Source organism: Kribbella sp. NPDC050459, assembly GCF_040655315.1.
Lineage (GTDB): Bacteria > Actinomycetota > Actinomycetes > Propionibacteriales > Kribbellaceae > Kribbella.
This window is the reverse complement of record NZ_JBFAJQ010000004.1, coordinates 89,329-105,483: the sequence shown is the minus strand read 5'-3', so window position 1 is coordinate 105,483 and position 16,155 is coordinate 89,329. Positions and strand designations below refer to the sequence as shown.

Here is a 16,155-nt window from a genome sequence, read left to right as displayed (position 1 = left end):
ACCCCACCCATCTCAGGCGAGACCGGCGATGCGGGCGACGGCGTCGGTGTCGGCCGGCGTCACCGGCGGCTCCTCGAAGCTGACGTGCCCCAGAGCCGTGTCGATGTCCTTCAGGCCGTGGCCGGTGACCGTGATCACCACGGTCGAACCGCCCGGTAGCCACCCCTGCGCCTTCGCGTGCAGCAGACCGGCGACCCCGGCGGCCGACGCGGGCTCGACGAACACGCCTTCGCGGGCGGCGAGCTCACGCTGCGCGGTCAGGATCTGCTCGTCGGTGACCAGCTCGATCCGCCCGCCGGACTCGTCCCGCGCGGCCTCGGCCAGCGTCCAGGACGCCGGGTTGCCGACCCTGATCGCCGTCGCGGCGGTCTCCGGCTTCTCGACGATCGAGCCGCGCACGATCGGCGCCGCCCCTTCGGCCTGGAAGCCCCACATCTTCGGGGTCCGGGTGGCGAGCTTGTCCTCGGCGTACTCCTGGTATCCCTTCCAGTAGGCCGCGATGTTGCCCGCGTTCCCCACCGGGAGCAGGTGCAGGTCCGGCGCGTCGCCGAGCGCGTCGCAGACCTCGAAGGACGCGGTCTTCTGCCCTTCCAGGCGCACCGGGTTCACCGAGTTCACCAGCGCGACCGGGTAGTTCTTCCCGAGCTCGCGGACGATCCGCAGGCAGTCGTCGAACCCGCCGTCGATCTGCACCAGCTTCGCGCCGTGCACGACCGCCTGGGCCAGCTTGCCCTTCGCGATCCGGCCCGCCGGGATCACCACCAGCGGCAGCATCCCGGCGCGGACGGCGTACGCCGCGGCCGACGCCGAGGTGTTGCCGGTGGAGGCGCAGACGACGGCTTTGTCACCGGCCTGCGCGGCCAGCGAGATCGCCACCGTCATGCCGCGGTCCTTGAACGAGCCGGTCGGGTTGTTGCCCTCGACCTTGAGCCAGACCTCGCAGCCGCTCTGCTCGCTCAGCCACTGCGCGGCCACCAGCGGCGTCCCGCCCTCGCCGAGCGTGACCACCGGCGTGTCCGCCGACACGGGAAGCCGGTCTCTGTACTCCTCGATCACGCCACGCCACTGGTGCACCATTGAATTACTCGCCTTCCACCCGCATCACACTGCTGACTTCACGGACGATGTCCATGTCCCGCAAGGAATCCACGGTCGCGGACAACGCGGCGTCGGTCGCGGTGTGGGTGACCACCACCAGTTGCGCGTCGCTGCCCCGGCCCTCCTGGCGGACGGTCTGGATCGACACGTCGTGCTCGGAGAACGCGTGGGCCACCGCCGCCAGCACACCGGCCTTGTCGGCCACGTCCAGCGACACGTGGTAGCGGGTCGTCGCGTCGCCCATCGGCCGCACGGACCGCTGGGTGTACGACGACTCGCCGACTCCCGGCACGCCCTTGAGCCGGTTGCGCGCGGCGGACACCAGATCCCCGAGGACTGCACTGGCCGTCGGGGCGCCGCCGGCACCACGACCATAGAACATCAGCTGGCCGGCCGCTTTCGATTCCACGAAAACGGCGTTGTACGCGTCCCGGACGTTCGCCAGCGGGTGGGTGGCCGGGATCATCGCCGGATACACCCGGGCGCTGACCGAGTCGCTCACCTCGTCCAGCTCGCAGATCGCCAGCGACTTCACCACGCAGCCCATCTCCCGGGCCGACGCGATGTCGGTCGCGGTCACCTCGGTGATGCCCTCGCGGTGCACGTCGGCGATCGAGACCCGGGTGTGGAACGCCAGGCTGGCCAGCAGCGCGGCCTTCGCGGCGGCGTCGAAGCCCTCGATGTCCGCGGTCGGGTCGGCCTCGGCATACCCCAGCGCCTGGGCCTCCTCGAGCGCCTCGTCGAAACCGGCGCCGGTGCTGTCCATCTTGTCGAGGATGTAGTTCGTGGTGCCGTTGACGATGCCCATCACCCGGACCACGTCGTCACCGGCGAGCGACTCGCGCAGCGGCCGCAGGATCGGGATCGCGCCGGCCACCGCAGCCTCGAAGTACAGGTCGCGCTGGTACTTCTCCGCGGCCGCGAACAGCGTCGGGCCGTCCTCGGCGAGCAGGGCCTTGTTCGCCGTGACGACCGAGGCGCCCTGCTCGAGCGCGGTCAGGATCAGGCTGCGGGCGGGCTCCAGGCCGCCGATCACCTCGATCACCAGGTCGAGGTCGCCGCGCGACACCAGGGCCTGCGCGTCGGTGGTGATCAGGGCCGGGTCGACCGCGATGTCGCGCACGCGGCCGGGCCGGCGGACGGCGATACCGGCGATCTCCAGCCGGGCGCCGACGCGGGCCGCCAGATGGTCCGCCTGCTCGGTCAGGATCCGCACCACCTCGGTGCCGACCACTCCGCAACCGAGCAGGCCTACCTTGAGAGGTTTTGCGTCGTTCATTCGGCGGCCCCCATGTCGAGTCCGAGCAGGTCGTCTTCGGTCTCACGGCGTACGACGACGCGCATGTGGCCGTCCTTGACCGCGATCACCGGTGGCCGCGGCACGTGGTTGTAGTTGCTCGCCATCGAGCGGCAGTAGGCACCGGTCCCCGGGACGGCGACCAGGTCGCCGGGCCGCACGTCCGCGGGCAGGAACTCGGCCTTCACGACGATGTCACCGGCCTCGCAGTGCTTGCCGACCACGCGCGCGAGCGTCGGCCCGGCGTCGGAGTACCGGTTGGCGAGCGTGCAGGAGTAGTCGGCGTCGTACAGCGCGGCGCGGATGTTGTCGCTGATCCCGCCGTCGACCGACACGTACGTCCGGGAGGCGCCGGCGTCCAGCTCGACCTCCTTGACGGTGCCGACCGAGTAGACCGTGCACATCGCCGGGCCCACGATCGCGCGGCCGGGCTCGATCGACACCTTCGGCACGTCGACGCCGAACGCCCGGCACTCGTGCTCGACGATCTTGCCCATCTCGGTGGCCAGCTGCGCCGGGTCCGACGGGTCGTCCTGCGTGGTGTACGCGATCCCGAAGCCGCCGCCCAGGTCGAGCTCGGGCATGTCGACGCCGAGCTCGTCGGAAACCCTTGCGTGCAAGGCGATCACGCGCTTCGCGGCGACCTCGAAACCGGACGAGTCGAAGATCTGCGAGCCGATGTGCGAGTGCAGGCCGAGCAGCTCCAGCTCCGGCGCTTCGTTGACCCGGGCAACGGCTTCGTACGCCGCGCCGGAGGTGATCGAGAAGCCGAACTTCTGGTCCTCGTGCGCGGTCGCGATGTACTCGTGGGTGTGCGCCTCGACCCCGGCGGTGACCCGGATCATCACCGGGGCGATCACGCCGCGCTCGCCGGCGAGCGCGATCAGCCGGGAGATCTCGTACTGCGAGTCGACGATGATCCGGCCGATGCCGGCGTCCAGCGCGCGGGCCAGCTCGGACTCGGACTTGTTGTTGCCGTGGAACCCGAGCCGCTTCGGGTCGGCGCCCGCCCGGAGCGCGACGGCCAGCTCGCCCCCGCTGCAGATGTCGAGGTTCAGGCCCTCTTCCATCACCCAGCGGACGACCGTCGTACACAGGAAGGCCTTGCCTGCGTAGTAGACGTCGAAGTCCTTGAAAGCGTGCTTGAAGGCGCGCGCCCGGGCGCGGAAATCGTCCTCGTCCAGCACGTACGCCGGGCTGCCCTGCTCGGCGACCAGGTCGCGCACGTCGACCCCGCCGACGACCAGCGAGCTCTCGCCGGTCTTCTTCGCGGTGGACGACCACAGCTGCGGGACCAGGTCGTTGACGTCGCGGGGCGCACGCAGCCAGGACGGGCCGCGGTGACCGATGTCGGCGTGCAGCGCGCCCGCCTCGTGCGCCCTCACATCCGCTCCGGTGCGGAGACGCCGAGCAGGTCGAGCCCGTTGGCGAGAACGGTCCGGGTCGCGGACACCAGGGTCAGGCGAGCCTTGTGCACCGGCTCCACCTCCTCGTCGCCGCGCGGCAGCACGCGGCAGCTGTCGTAGAACTTGTGGAACGCGGACGCGGTGTCCTCGAGGTACCGCGCGATGCGGTGCGGCTCGCGCAGCTCCGCGGCGGTGGCGACGACCCGCGGGAACTCGGCCAGCGCGCGCAACAGGTCGCCCTCGCGCTCGTGGCTGAGCAGGCCCGGGTCGAACTCGTCCAGCTTGATCCCGAGCTCGTCGGCGTTGCGCAGGATCGAGGCGAGCCGGGCGTGCGCGTACTGCACGTAGTACACCGGGTTCTCGCTGGCCTGCCGGGTCATCTCCTCGATGTCCAGGGTCAGCGGGGAGTCGGCCGGGTAGCGGCAGAGGGTGTAGCGGAGCGCGTCGACGCCGCCCTCCCCGACCAGCTCGGCGAGCGTGACGATGGTGCCGGCCCGCTTGGACAGCCGCATCTCCTCGCCGCCCTTGAGGATCTTCACCAACTGGCCGATCAGGATCTCGATGTTGTGCTCGGGGTCGTCGCCGGCGCAGGCCGCGATCGCCTTCAGCCGGTTCACGTAGCCGTGGTGGTCGGCGCCGAGCAGGTAGATGCAGGTCTCGAAACCGCGCTCGCGCTTGTTCACGTAGTACGCCGCGTCGGAGGCGAAGTACGTCGGCTCGCCGTTCGACCGGATCAGCACGCGGTCCTTGTCGTCGGTGAAGTCCGTGGTCCGCATCCAGAGCGCGTCGTCCGCCTCGTACAGATGGCCCTGGTCGCGGAGCTTCTGGATCGCGTGCGGTACGCCGTCCTGCTCGTGCAGGCTGCGCTCGGAGAACCAGACGTCGAACTTGGTCCGGAAGTGCTCGAGCTGGTCCTGCTGCTCCTTGAGCTGACGCTCGTAGCCCGCCTCGCGGAACGCGACCAGCTGCTCGTCCTCGGGCAGCTCGGTGATCCCCGGCACCTCGTCGACGATCCGCTTGGCCAGGTCGAGGATGTACTCGCCGTGGTACCCGTCCTCCGGGATCGGCTGCCCGTGCGCCGCGGCCTGCAGGCTGGCGCCGAACTTGTCCATCTGGTTGCCGCGGTCGTTGATGTAGAACTCGCGGCTGACGCTCGCGCCCGCCGCGGCCAGCACCCGGGCGAGCGCGTCGCCGACGGCCGCCCAGCGGGTGTGACCGAGGTGCAGCGGGCCGGTCGGGTTCGCGGAGATGAACTCGAGGTTGATCGTCCGGCCCTGCAGGCTGTCGCTGGTGCCGTACTTCTCGCCGGCCTCCAGGATGGCCTGAGCGACCTTGCCCTGGGCATCGGCGGCGACCCGGAGGTTGATGAAGCCCGGGCCGGCGATCTCGACCGCGGTGATCGCCTCGTCGTCGCGGAGCTTCACGGCCAGCAGCTCGGCGAACTGGCGCGGATTCAGCCCGGCGCGCTTGCCGAGCTGCATGGCGACGTTGGTCGCGTAGTCCCCGTGCTCGGGGTTCTTGGGTCGCTCGACCTTCAGCTCGCGCGGCAGCCCGCCCTCGACGGTGATGGTGCCGTCGGCGGCGAGCGCGGCCAGGGCCTGCAGGATCTTCTCAGCGAGCTGTTCCGGAGTCACCGGATCAGCCTAATGGGCTGCACCCGAAACCCTTGACTCACCATCCACAGCCCGGTACGCGCTCAGCTCCGCGCACTCACCGTGACGTGACTGTTGCGGACCAGCGGGGTGTCCCAGGGCGCCGGCTTGCCGTCGACGGTGACCTTCAGGTCCTGGCAGGCGTCCGCGAGGCATTTCGCGTCGTACCGCACACCCCAGAGGGTGAAGAACTGAGCCAGCGTCGGTTTCTCGGCGGCGGTCTTGGCCTCGACCCAGACCTGGCCGTCGGTGGTGTGGGTGTGGACGGCGGCCTGCTCGGCGCGGAGCTTGTCGACGCCGAGACCCTCCGGGACCTGAACCGGCTTGCCGTCGAGCGTGACCGCGATGGTCAGCGAGTACGGCGACGGCCCGGAGAAGTCGAGCGGGAGCCGTTCGAAGCCGGCCTTGTCGATGTACGAGATCGCGTCCCGGGGCGCGTCCCAGGGCGGCGCGCCGGTCCGGAGCTCCGCGGCCGCCGGCGCGGCCGGGCCGACCTGGCAGCCCGCGAGCAGCCCGCCGACGAGCAGCACCGCAGCCGTCCCGGCCGCCGGGCGCCACCTGCCTGCTCTCATGAAGAGTCAGGTTGCCAGGTGCGCCCCGACGGCCGGCCGCCGGGGGTCAGTCCTCCGACGGCATCAGGATCCACAGCACGATGTAGATCAGGAACTGCGGGCCGGGCAGCAGGCAGCTGATCACGAAGATCAGCCGCATGGTGTTCGCGGAGATCCCGAACCGGCGAGCCAGTCCGGCGCAGACACCGCCGATCCAGCGATCACGCGACGGGCGAACCAGAGAGCTAGCCATGATTACCGATGTCCTTTCCGCTGTTGGGCTTACCTCCACTATGACGCCGCCCACGACGGAACTGATCCCCCGCGGCGGGGGTTCCAGGGTCAGCTCAGGGCTCCCCCGTACGACGATCGGCAGGGGTGCGTGTCGCCGGCCCAATTCGGGGTTTCGGTGAAGTTCCTGCTACTGTTCTGCACGTTCCTGAGCCCCCGTAGCTCAGGGGATAGAGCACCGCCCTCCGGAGGCGGGTGCGCAGGTTCGAATCCTGCCGGGGGCGCGGACGATCTGGGCGATCTGTGTCGACGAAACCGTCGACGTAGATCGCCCTTCGTGCCTTCCAGAGGCCGCAACCCGGGCCCCGCCCAGCAGGGCTCGACCAGGCTCCTTTGTTGTGGTTACTGTGGGCGATCGAGAGTGCTCCAGCTGGCGAGCACGTGTCAGGAATGCGCGGCCGGACCAGCTCAAGCCCGTTCGAGCCCTCCGGGGGCAGGTTGTGGAAACACGTTGGACCAGAGGATCACGCGCTGATCGGATCCACCCGTAGCAAGGATCCGCCCGTCGTTCGACACAGCCACGGCCCAGATCCAGTCTTCATGCCACACGCGCCCTGCTCGCTTGGCCGACTCCTCACTGATGACCCTCGGCAGGCGGGGTCGTGCGACGTCCCACAGTCGGACTGTCTTGTCCCAACTTGCGCTTGCCACGACCTTGTCGTCAGCAGCAAACGTGACCGACTTGACGAGATACTCATGGCCCGGCAGTCGCCACAGCCTTGAAAAGTTGTCGCAATCCCAGAGACATACACGCTTGTCCAAGCCTGCACTTGCCAATAAATGTCCGCGATGCGAGAACGCCACGGCCTCGACGGAACTGTCGTGGGTTCCCAACGGTCGTACCTCGTTGGACTCGAGATTCCATATCACTATGGCGTCGTCGTGAGTTCCGATCGCGAGCAGTTTGCCGTCCGCCGAGAACGCGATAGAGCTGACTCTGGCTTCGAAACCTCGACTGTCGATGTACCCCCACGAGGCTGGGTCCCACAGCGCGACCTGCTTGTCGTACCCGCCGGTGGCGACGTACGTGCCCTCAGGTGACAGGGCGATCGAGTAAACCGCGTCCGAGTGGTGCTCGAGCGACTGGATCAGGCTCCCGTCCTGCCAGTTCCATACGCGCACGACCGTGTCTTCACCTGCCGTCAGGAGTTCATAGGGCTCCGCGCCGAACGTGATCGCGTAAAGAAACGTGGAATCGTGTTCGAGGTGGATCGGCTCAGCCGGCCGACCGTCCGCATCCAGACGCCACAGGAGCGCCACGTCCTTACTCCCGGCAGCCAGCGTCTGCGAGTCATGCGAGAACGCCAGGGAATACACCTCGTCGGACGCATGAAGAACCAGTTGCTGATATTCCGTGACCCGGGACAGATTGAGTTCGGAGGTCTTACGGCCCGCAAGCGACGGCACCTTCGCGATCCGTAGCGTTCCTTGAACGTTTATGTCGCCGGTGGGATGTTGGTTCGGATTCCGCTCACGAACCTTGTCGAACACAAAATTGTACAGCTCATCGATCGAGACCCAGCCGTCCCGATTCTCGTCTGCGGCGCCGGTTTCCAATCCCTCGATGAGAGCACGGGTAAAGTAGGAACTGGTCGGCCGGGCAGCTCGCACTTCGGCGTCCTCGAACGCATATTCGGTCTCGTTGGACGCGGTGAGAACGACCGTTCCAGTGCCCTGGAACCGTTCTTTCACATCGACCGTCGACAGCGCCGGAGAGCGTTGCAGCTTCCCTCGTGAGAACGCACCGCTGAAGCAACAATCAAGGAGGAGGAGCTTGGATCTGGATAGGCTGTCGTCGATCAGTGAGTGCAGCCACGTCGCAGCAAGGGCCGTGGACCGAAGCAGGTCCAGGCGGGTGTCTTTCGCCGAAAGGTAGAGATTCCCTCCTTCGTCCTTGACTCCATGGCAGGAGAAATACACGAGGAGGACATCGTCGCGGCGCCGATCACGATAGAAGGCTTCGAGCGCTCGATTGAGTCGATCGATTGTCGGGTCTTGAAGCACCGTGACCTCGTAGCCGCCCACGTCCGGATCCCCCAGCAGTCCTGCTAGCGCAGCGGCATCCGTCGCAGGGGCCCGTAGCTGGGTCAAGCCAGGATCGTCGAATTGACCGACCGCGACGAGTAACGCAACCTTCGCCGGCATCAATCCCCCTGGCCTATGCCACCGCTACCGCTTTCGGCCCCAATTCGACAGTAATACGACTGCGCTGTGGACGCGAGACCTGTTGACGAGGCCCCTCCGCCGGCGACTCACAGGATGCCGGCGGCGGTTCGGCAGTGGGTCCAGAGGCGGTTCGTGTCCGCTTCGGAACTTTGGGTGTGGCGGAAGTAGTGGGGTGGGCGGGGTTCGCGGTCGTGCCAGAAGTTGCCGGTGGGGGGTGTTGGTTGGGTGGCGGCCAGCCAGAGGGTGGTGTCGACGCCCTCTTCGGGGGTTCTGAGGAAGGGTTTGGTGAGGCGGCTGAAGCCGGGGAGGCTCTCGGTGAGGCCGGGGGTCTCGGACCAGCCGGGGTGCATGGTGGCGACGAAGGTGGGGGCCATATCAGCGGCCAGGAGTGGGGTGAGGGCAACCTGGATGCGTTTGCTGCGGGCGTAGGCGGTGGCGCCGTGGTACGTGCCGTGGATGTACTCCGGATCGTCGACCGGGAGTTTCTGCGTGTACATGCCCCCGGAGGCCACGAGGATGACCCGGCCGTCCTTCAAGTTCGGGCGCAGCAACTCCGTCAGTAGCAGCGGTCCCAGGACGTGGGTGGCGAAGGTCAGTTCGTGGCCCTGGGGGGATTCGGTACGGCGGGGTGGCATGACGCCGGCGTTGTGGATCAGGGCGTGGATGGGGTCGGTCAGGCCGGTGGCGTAGTGGCGTACGGCGTCCAGGTCGGAGATGTCGCACTCGTCGACGACGAAGGTTGCGTTGGGGATGTCGCGCTGCAGTTCGGCCAGCGTGCCTGCGGCGCGCGATGCATCGCGGACAACCAGGTGGACCGTGGCGCCCAGACGTGCAAGGCCTGCGGCGGTTGCCTTGCCGAGGCCGGAGCGGGCTCCTGTGACCACGGCGGTCTTTCCGGTCAGGGAGCCGGGTGCCGGGTCGTCAGTGGGCCAGCTGCGGCTGCGCAGGCCGTAGCCGATACGCGTGTAGCCAGGGATGACCGTGCGGTCCAGGAGTGTGTCCAGGAGGCCATTCATGCGGCCAGCCGGCCCAGTGCGCTGCGGAGGCCTTCTTCGGCTTCCTCCCCCAGACGGTCGAACGACTTGCGCAGGAAGGGTTCGGCGAGGCTGACGAGGCCCTTGAGCCGGAACTCGGCCCGGTAGGTGACGCGGGTCAGATGGGACTCGCTGCTGAACGTCATGGTGTCGCGGGCAACGATCGTCCGGTTCTCGCCGCGCAGAACGATCCGGTCGGGGCGGACACACTCCTCGACCACGTACGTGAGCTCGGTCTCGCGGCCGTTGAAGCGAGAGGTGTTGTGGTACGTCGTACCGACCCCGCCGTCACCCGAGACGAGCGTGGTCCGCACCGTGCCGGGATCCCACTCCTGGGTGGTGCGGAAGTCCGCGAGATAGCCGAAGACCCGTGCGGTGTCGGCCGCTACCGTGACTTCGCGTTCGATGACGATCATCGGTTCTCCTCCGTTCGTTCGGCGGCGTGGGCGATGTTGCGCTGCATGCCGCCGAAGACAACGTCGTGGAACGGTCGGATGGCCGCCCAGTACAGCTCCCCCGGTAGACCGCGGGGGTGGAACAACGCGCGCTGGCGGAACAGCGTGTGGCCGTTCCCGTCGGTGCCGGCGCGCAACTCGAGCCAGGCCTCGCCGGGCAGCCGCATCTCGGCACGCAACCGGAGCAGCCGGCCGGGCTCCACGCTCTCCACCCGCCACCAGTCGAGTGGATCGCCCACCGACAGCCTGTCGGGGTGCAGCCGGCCGCGGCGCAGGCCGGGGCCGCCGACGACCCGGTCGAGCAGACCGCGGGTCCACCAGCCGAGCCGCCACGAGTACCAGCCACGGCGGCCGCCGATGCCCTCGATCACCTTCCAGAGGCGCTCGGGCGGCGCATCGACGGTGCAGTCGCGCTCGTCGACGTACAGCGAGCCGCCGGACCAGTCCGGGTCGCTCGGCAGCGGGTCGCTGGGGGCGCCCGGTGTCGAGGCGGAGGCCCAGGACGTGGTCACGTCCAGGTCGTGCACCTTCTTCAGCGCGAGTTCGACGGCCCGGTCGAAGCCGATGCCGCCGCCGGGACGGGGAGCGACGTACCGATCGATGGCGTGGTCCTTGCAGACCACCTCGTGCACCAGGCTGTCGACCAGCGGCCGGGCGATGCCGCTCGGCACCGGCGTGACCAGACCGACCCAGTGGCTCGACAGGCCGGGCGACAGCAGCGGCAGCGTCACGATCCGCCGCGGACGCAGGCCGGCCACGGCCGCGTAGCGCTGCATCATCGCGCGGTACGTGAGCACGTCCGGTCCGCCGATGTCGAAGCCGCGGTTCACGTCGGGCGGCATCTCCGCGGACCCGACCAGGTAGCGCAGCACGTCGCGGACCGCGATCGGCTGGATCCGAGTGTCCAGCCAGCGCGGCGTGACCATCACCGGCAGCCGCTCGGTCAGGTAGCGCAGCATCTCGAAGGACGCCGAGCCGGAGCCGATGATCACCGCGGCGCGCAGCACGGTCGTCGGTACGCCGCTGGCCAGCAGGATCTCCCCCACCTCGCGGCGGGAGCCGAGGTGCCGGGACAGGTCCTCGTCGTCCGGGTGCAGCCCGCCGAGGTACACGATCCGGGCGACGCCGGACTCGCGGCAGGCCGTACCGAAAGCGAGTGCGGTACGCCGGTCGCGCATCTCGAACTGCTGGCCGGAGCCCATCGAGTGGATCAGGTAGTACGCGACGTCGACGCAGTCCAGCGCTCTGGTCAGCACGGCCGGGTCGGAGGCGTCGCCGGCCACGACCTCGATCCGGGACCGCCACGGGCGCGTGTCGAGCCGCTCCGGGTGCCGCGCCAGGACGCGTACGTCGTACCCGGCCGCCAGCAGCTCGGGGACCAACCGTCCGCCGATATAGCCGGTGGCTCCGGTCACCAGGATCCGGGTCATCGCTCGGCCAATCTCTCAGCAGCGGTCACCGGATCCGCGCCGACGTACTGCGCTCCGACCGTGGCTGCCAGCTCACTGGAAGCGCCCGCCCCGGCAAGGACGACCGATCGGTCCTGCGACAGCTCGACGAGTTGCGGACGGACTGCGTCGAAGCGCGAGTGGTCCGATGCGGACAGCATCACCAAGTCCGGCCCGAGCGCCGCGGCCGTCCGTTCGACATCGGCCATCGGCGAGTCGGCGCCGAGGAAGACCACCCGCCAGCCGGAGCGGCGCAGGATCAGACCGAACGACAGCAGCGCGATGTCGTGCAGCTCACCGGGCGGACAAGCGAGGAGTGCCCGCGGGCCGTGACCCGCGCCCCAGCCCGTCGACAACGCGGCCAGCCGTGACCTGATGATGTTGCTGGCGAAGTGTTCCTGCCCGACGGTCACGTCACCGCGTTGCCATCGGTCGCCCAGATCGTGCAGGTAGGGAATCAGCACCTCGCGGATGACGGCCTCGACGGTCAGCGCACCGAACAGCTGGTCCAGGACGGCCTGCGCGGCCCGCTCGTCCAGCTCGTCCAGCGCGGACCGCAGGTTCGCCGCGCCGCCGGACTCGGCCACCCGGACGAGCAACGGATCCCGGACGGCCGCTGCTCCGTCGGGCTCGGCCAGCACCGCGCGGGCCGCCTCGGCGGCGGACAGCCCGTCGGCGATGTACGCCCGCATCCGCTGGACCCGGCGTACGTCGGCGTCGGAGTACAGCCGGAAGCCGCCGGGCGAACGGGTCGGCGACAGCAGACCGTAGCGGGTCTCCCAGGCACGCAGAACGTGCTCGCTGACACCGGCGCGCTTGCTCAACGCACCGATCCGCAGACCACCCGGCACCGAAGTCTCCATGAGCACACTATACAAACTCTAGACAGACTTTTGACAAGAACTCCCCGATAGGCCTAATCTCTAGACAGACCTTAGACAGCCTTGGAGGCCAGACCATGACCGAGTCCGTGGCTGTGATCGGCGCCGGCGTGTCCGGCCTGACGGCCGCCTACCTGCTCGGCCGGCGCTACGACGTCACGCTGCTCGAGGCCGAGTCACGGCTCGGCGGGCACGCGCACACGCACGCCGTGACCGACCCCGCCGGGCAGCGGCTCGCGATCGACACCGGCTTCATCGTCCACAACACCCGCACCTACCCGCTGCTGCGCAAGCTGTTCGGCGAGCTCGGCGTCCGGACCCGGCCGACCGAGATGAGTATGAGCATCTGCGATCCGGCCGGCGGGCTCGAGTTCGCCGGCGGCCGCGGCGTGAGCGGGATCTTCGCCCAGCGCCGCCGGATCGCCGACCCGCGCTTCCTCGGGCTGCTCCGCGAGGTGCGCCGCTTCCACCGCAGTGCCGCGCGGTACATCGCCCGGACCGGCGACGACGATCTCGTGACGCTCGGCGAGTTCCTCCAGGCCGAGCGTTTCAGCCCCGCCTTCACCCGGCTGTACGCCGTACCTGTCGTGTCGTGTGTGTGGTCGTGCGGAGGCAACTCGGCCCTGTCCTACCCGGCCCGCTACCTGTTCCGGTTCCTCGACCACCACGGCATGCTCTCGGTCGGCGGCTCGCCGCAGTGGCTGACCGTCACGGGCGGTTCCCGGCAGTACGTCGACGCCGTCGCCGAGCGGATCGGCACGGTCCGGGCCGGCCGCCCGGTGCGTTCCGTGCAACGACACCCCGACGGCGTGACGATCACCGTTGCCGACGGCGACACGATGGACTTCGACCGGGTCGTCCTGGCCACCCACGCGGACCATGCCCTCGACCTGCTCGCGGACGCGTCACCCGAGGAGAAGGCGGTGCTCGGACCGTTCGAGTACAGCCGCAACGCGACGGTGCTGCACACCGACACGTCATTGCTGCCGGCAACGAAGAACGCCCGCGCCTCGTGGAACCACGTCATTCGCCCGGGCACGCCGCTGACGACGTACTGGATGAACAAGTTGCAAGGTCTGGAGACCGACGAGACCTACCTGGTCACGCTGAACGGTGCCGACGCGGTCGATCCGGCGCGGGTGATCGCCCGGATGGACTACCGGCACCCCCTCTACACCCCGAAGGCAGTCGCCGCCCAGCCTCTGCTGGCGACTCTCAACACCGGCCGGACCGCGTTCGCAGGGGCGTATCACGGCTGGGGTTTCCACGAGGACGGCTGCCGCGCCGGCGTTGCGGCCGCCGGGTCCTTCGGGGTTCGCTGGTGACGGTCGTCGGGTTGCACCCCACAATCCCGGCGATCGTCATCGGCTCCGTCAAGCACGGGCGATCCATTCCGATCCGGCACGCGTTCCGGTACCGGGTGTACCAGTGGCTGGTCGACCTGGACGACGTGCCACGCCTGCCCTGGTACCTGCGCCCGCTGGCCCGCTTCGATGCGCGCGACCACCTCGGCGGCCGCGGTCCCACGATCAAGGCCGATCTGCGCCGGTATCTTCACAGCCAGGGCATCGAGTACGACGGGCGCGTGCTGATGCTGGCCAACGCCCGCGTGCTCGGCCACGTGTTCGATCCGCTGACCGTGTACTGGTGCGTGGACAGCCCGTACGTCGTGGCGGAGGTCCACAACACGTACGGCGAACGGCACGTCTGCCTGCTCACACCGGACGCGGACGGCACCGCCGAGACCGCCAAGCAGTTCTACGTCTCGCCGTTCAACGACGTCTCCGGCGACTACGAGCTGCAGTTCCGGCTGGACCGCGACCGGGTGCGCGTCCAGGTCAGCTTGTCCCGCGGCGGTCGCACGGTCTTCGGCGCCAGCTTCGACGGCGTACCGCGACCCGCTACCCGTCGGGCGATTCTCGCCACCGCCGTACGGATGCCGCTGATGCCGCACCGTGTGTCCGCGCTCATCCGGCTGCACGGCATCCGGCTGTGGGCCCGCCGCCTGCCCGTCAGGCAGCGCCCGAAACACGAACTCCAGGAGGGACTTCGATGAGCACGCTGACCGTCGCGCAACCCCTGTGCCTGCGGCACCCGGCGTTCCGGCCGCTCTGCGTCCGGGCCTGGGTCGCCCGGCTGATCGTCGACCGGATGCTCGACCGCATCGCGGTCCGCGCGGTCTACCCGGACGGTACGGTCCGCGGCGGCGGCGGGCCGGACGCTCCGGTGCTGCGGATCGTGCGCCCGGAGTCGATGTTCGAGCGGCTCGCGCACAACCCGAAGATCGGGCTCGGCGAGGCGTACATGGCCGGCGACTGGGCCGCCGCCGACGGCACCGACCTCGGCGACCTGCTGACGCCGTTCGCGGAGCGCGTCGCCCACCTCGTGCCGGCCGCGCTGCTCCGCTTCCGGCGGCTGGTCGACCGGCGCGTACCCCGCTGGCAGCGCAACACCCTGACCGGTGCCCGCAGCAACATCAGCGCGCACTACGACCTGAGCAACGCGCTGTTCGGGGCGTTCCTGGACCCGGGCATGACGTACAGCTCCGCGCTCTTCGATCACGACGGACCGCTGTCCGACCAGGATCTCGAAGCGGCGCAGACCCGGAAGGTCGAGCGGATCCTCGATCTCGCCGGCGTCGGCCCCGGCAGCCGGGTGCTGGAGATCGGGACGGGCTGGGGCACGCTGGCGATCGCCGCCGCCCGCCGGAGCGCGTACGTCACCGGCATCACGCTGTCGACCGAGCAGCTGCAGCTGGCCGAGAAGCGTGTCGCCGACGCCGGGCTGGCCGACCGCGTCGATCTCCGGCTCCAGGACTACCGCGCCGTCACCGGTTCGTACGACGCGGTGGTCAGCGTGGAGATGATCGAAGCGGTCGGCGAGGAGTACTGGCCCGACTACTTCCGCACAGTGGACGAGCTGCTCGCACCGGGCGGCAAGGTCGCGCTGCAGGCGATTCTGATGGAGCACGACCGGATGCTCGCCACCCGCCACTCGTACGGCTGGATCCAGAAGTACATCTTCCCCGGCGGCCTGATCCCGTCCCGGACCGCGATCGACGAGACCGTCGAGCGGCACACCACGCTGGCCGTCGACGACGACTACCGGTTCGGTCAGGACTACGCGGAGACGCTCCGCCGGTGGCGCCGGCGGTTCGTCGCCAACTGGCAGAGCGTCCGGACAGAGGGCTTCGACGAATCCTTCCGGCGAGCCTGGGAGTACTACCTGGCCTACTGCGAGGCCGGCTTCGCCTCCGGCTACCTCGACGTCGGTCAGCTGCGCCTGACCCGTGATCAGCTGTCCGGCAAGGAGAACATCGAGAGCACGATGCGGTCCTTGCCCGGCGCCTCGGCCAGGTAGGGCTCGACGAGTTCGGTGAAGCCGGCGCGGAAGGTCTCCATGTCGTCCGGGCTGAGGTAGAGGGCGAGCTGTGAGTAGCCCAGTTGGTGCAGCCGCGGACTCAGGTCACCGTTGTCGACGACACGGTCGAAGTCCGCGGCCAGGCGGGTCAGCATCGTCAGGAACGCCTGCCGGTGCTGCTCAGGGGTCATGGCGCGCGCCTCGCGCTCGTCCATCCTGCCGACCTTGGTCTGGTCCAGGCTGAGCGTGCGCTCCGTCGTACCGCGGATCTTCCGCTCGCGGACCACGGTCAGGTAGCCGGCGTCGATCAGCGCGGCCACGTGCCGGTAGAGGGTCGTGGTGGGGATGTCGGGCAGGTCGCGCTTGAGGTCCGTGGTGGTGACCTCACGGCCGAGCGCGCGCTGCACGATCCGCCAGCGGATCGGGTGCAGCAGCACGTCCAGCACCGGGGTCGGCGACTCGTCCATCGACGCTCCATCAGGGTTCTTTCAGGGTATCCATTGATACCAACGCTGG

The 16,155-nt window shown here is 69.2% G+C and carries 15 protein-coding genes and 1 tRNA gene; 4 read left to right on the top strand and 12 right to left on the bottom strand.

The window, feature by feature from the left end; genetic code table 11:
- Positions 1 to 12: 12 nt before the first annotated feature.
- The 6 genes from thrC to AB0I12_RS16565 form a co-directional block, all read right to left on the bottom strand.
- Positions 13 to 1,077, bottom strand: coding sequence for a threonine synthase (gene thrC, locus AB0I12_RS16590; RefSeq protein WP_355700091.1), 1,065 nt, complete (start codon positions 1,075 to 1,077; stop codon positions 13 to 15).
- Positions 1,078 to 1,081: 4 nt separating this feature from the next.
- Positions 1,082 to 2,377, bottom strand: coding sequence for a homoserine dehydrogenase (locus tag AB0I12_RS16585; protein WP_359929947.1), 1,296 nt, complete (start codon positions 2,375 to 2,377; stop codon positions 1,082 to 1,084).
- Entirely contained in the window at positions 2,374 to 3,780 is a 1,407-nt protein-coding gene (gene lysA / locus AB0I12_RS16580) for a diaminopimelate decarboxylase (RefSeq protein ID WP_359929945.1), read from the bottom strand. Before lysA ends, AB0I12_RS16585 begins: the two co-directional genes overlap by 4 nt.
- The gene (argS, locus tag AB0I12_RS16575; protein ID WP_359929943.1) at positions 3,777 to 5,435 is read right to left on the bottom strand and encodes an arginine--tRNA ligase; all 1,659 of its coding nucleotides are present in this window, start codon (positions 5,433 to 5,435) and stop codon (positions 3,777 to 3,779) included. Before argS ends, lysA begins: the two co-directional genes overlap by 4 nt.
- A gap of 62 nt (positions 5,436 to 5,497) precedes the next feature.
- Positions 5,498 to 6,025 carry a hypothetical protein gene (locus tag AB0I12_RS16570; protein ID WP_359929941.1) on the bottom strand — a complete coding sequence of 176 codons (528 nt, stop codon included), beginning with the start codon at positions 6,023 to 6,025 and terminating at the stop codon, positions 5,498 to 5,500.
- A 46-nt stretch (positions 6,026 to 6,071) separates the two neighbouring features.
- Complete coding sequence (locus tag AB0I12_RS16565; RefSeq protein WP_355485637.1) at positions 6,072 to 6,257, bottom strand: PspC domain-containing protein; 186 nt, start codon at positions 6,255 to 6,257, stop codon at positions 6,072 to 6,074.
- 190 nt (positions 6,258 to 6,447) lie between these two features.
- On the opposite strand from AB0I12_RS16565, the gene AB0I12_RS16560 reads away from it, so the two are divergent.
- Positions 6,448 to 6,519, top strand: a tRNA-Arg gene (locus tag AB0I12_RS16560).
- Positions 6,520 to 6,703: 184 nt separating this feature from the next.
- Here the strand turns inward: AB0I12_RS16560 and AB0I12_RS16555 are convergent.
- The 5 genes from AB0I12_RS16555 to AB0I12_RS16535 all read right to left on the bottom strand — a co-directional run bounded on the left by AB0I12_RS16555 (position 6,704) and on the right by AB0I12_RS16535 (position 12,261).
- Positions 6,704 to 8,440 (bottom strand): caspase family protein, encoded by a 1,737-nt coding sequence (locus AB0I12_RS16555; RefSeq protein ID WP_359929939.1) that lies wholly within the window; start codon positions 8,438 to 8,440, stop codon positions 6,704 to 6,706.
- A 107-nt stretch (positions 8,441 to 8,547) separates the two neighbouring features.
- Positions 8,548 to 9,477: an SDR family NAD(P)-dependent oxidoreductase gene (locus tag AB0I12_RS16550; protein ID WP_359929937.1), complete on the bottom strand. Its 930-nt coding sequence runs from the start codon at positions 9,475 to 9,477 to the stop codon at positions 8,548 to 8,550.
- The gene (locus tag AB0I12_RS16545; protein WP_359929935.1) at positions 9,474 to 9,911 is read right to left on the bottom strand and encodes an SRPBCC family protein; all 438 of its coding nucleotides are present in this window, start codon (positions 9,909 to 9,911) and stop codon (positions 9,474 to 9,476) included. The genes AB0I12_RS16550 and AB0I12_RS16545 overlap by 4 nt, the downstream gene beginning before the upstream one ends.
- Positions 9,908 to 11,380: an SDR family oxidoreductase gene (locus tag AB0I12_RS16540; protein WP_359929933.1), complete on the bottom strand. Its 1,473-nt coding sequence runs from the start codon at positions 11,378 to 11,380 to the stop codon at positions 9,908 to 9,910. The genes AB0I12_RS16545 and AB0I12_RS16540 overlap by 4 nt, the downstream gene beginning before the upstream one ends.
- Positions 11,377 to 12,261, bottom strand: a complete 885-nt coding sequence (locus tag AB0I12_RS16535) for a cobalamin B12-binding domain-containing protein (protein ID WP_359929931.1) — start codon at positions 12,259 to 12,261, stop codon at positions 11,377 to 11,379. The genes AB0I12_RS16540 and AB0I12_RS16535 overlap by 4 nt, the downstream gene beginning before the upstream one ends.
- A gap of 95 nt (positions 12,262 to 12,356) precedes the next feature.
- Here AB0I12_RS16535 and AB0I12_RS16530 point away from each other — a divergent pair, with 95 nt between their 5' ends.
- From AB0I12_RS16530 to AB0I12_RS16520, 3 genes are read left to right on the top strand one after another with little or no spacing between them, the layout of a single operon-like run.
- The gene (locus tag AB0I12_RS16530; RefSeq protein WP_359929929.1) at positions 12,357 to 13,604 is read left to right on the top strand and encodes an FAD-dependent oxidoreductase; all 1,248 of its coding nucleotides are present in this window, start codon (positions 12,357 to 12,359) and stop codon (positions 13,602 to 13,604) included.
- Positions 13,601 to 14,335, top strand: a complete 735-nt coding sequence (locus AB0I12_RS16525) for a DUF1365 domain-containing protein (protein WP_359929927.1) — start codon at positions 13,601 to 13,603, stop codon at positions 14,333 to 14,335. Before AB0I12_RS16530 ends, AB0I12_RS16525 begins: the two co-directional genes overlap by 4 nt.
- A complete protein-coding gene (locus AB0I12_RS16520; protein ID WP_359929925.1) occupies positions 14,332 to 15,639 on the top strand; it encodes a cyclopropane-fatty-acyl-phospholipid synthase family protein in 1,308 nt (435 codons plus the stop codon). Before AB0I12_RS16525 ends, AB0I12_RS16520 begins: the two co-directional genes overlap by 4 nt.
- Here AB0I12_RS16520 and AB0I12_RS16515 read toward each other — a convergent pair.
- A complete protein-coding gene (locus tag AB0I12_RS16515) occupies positions 15,573 to 16,106 on the bottom strand; it encodes a hypothetical protein (RefSeq protein ID WP_359929923.1) in 534 nt (177 codons plus the stop codon). The genes AB0I12_RS16520 and AB0I12_RS16515 overlap by 67 nt on opposite strands.
- Positions 16,107 to 16,155: the final 49 nt, after the last annotated feature.

What these genes read in the sequence shown, in the direction of transcription:
- AB0I12_RS16520 (WP_359929925.1), top strand. Translation starts at nt 14,332, where the DNA reads ATGAGCACGCTGACCGTCGCGCAACCCCTGTGCCTGCGGCACCCGGCG.
- AB0I12_RS16530 (WP_359929929.1), top strand. Translation starts at nt 12,357, where the DNA reads ATGACCGAGTCCGTGGCTGTGATCGGCGCCGGCGTGTCCGGCCTGACG.
- AB0I12_RS16515 (WP_359929923.1), bottom strand. Translation starts at nt 16,106, where the DNA reads ATGGACGAGTCGCCGACCCCGGTGCTGGACGTGCTGCTGCACCCGATC.
- AB0I12_RS16540 (WP_359929933.1), bottom strand. Translation starts at nt 11,380, where the DNA reads ATGACCCGGATCCTGGTGACCGGAGCCACCGGCTATATCGGCGGACGG.
- AB0I12_RS16585 (WP_359929947.1), bottom strand. Translation starts at nt 2,377, where the DNA reads ATGAACGACGCAAAACCTCTCAAGGTAGGCCTGCTCGGTTGCGGAGTG.
- thrC (WP_355700091.1), bottom strand. Translation starts at nt 1,077, where the DNA reads ATGGTGCACCAGTGGCGTGGCGTGATCGAGGAGTACAGAGACCGGCTT.
- AB0I12_RS16555 (WP_359929939.1), bottom strand. Translation starts at nt 8,440, where the DNA reads ATGCCGGCGAAGGTTGCGTTACTCGTCGCGGTCGGTCAATTCGACGAT.
- AB0I12_RS16550 (WP_359929937.1), bottom strand. Translation starts at nt 9,477, where the DNA reads ATGAATGGCCTCCTGGACACACTCCTGGACCGCACGGTCATCCCTGGC.
- AB0I12_RS16565 (WP_355485637.1), bottom strand. Translation starts at nt 6,257, where the DNA reads ATGGCTAGCTCTCTGGTTCGCCCGTCGCGTGATCGCTGGATCGGCGGT.
- AB0I12_RS16570 (WP_359929941.1), bottom strand. Translation starts at nt 6,025, where the DNA reads ATGAGAGCAGGCAGGTGGCGCCCGGCGGCCGGGACGGCTGCGGTGCTG.
- AB0I12_RS16535 (WP_359929931.1), bottom strand. Translation starts at nt 12,261, where the DNA reads ATGGAGACTTCGGTGCCGGGTGGTCTGCGGATCGGTGCGTTGAGCAAG.
- AB0I12_RS16545 (WP_359929935.1), bottom strand. Translation starts at nt 9,911, where the DNA reads ATGATCGTCATCGAACGCGAAGTCACGGTAGCGGCCGACACCGCACGG.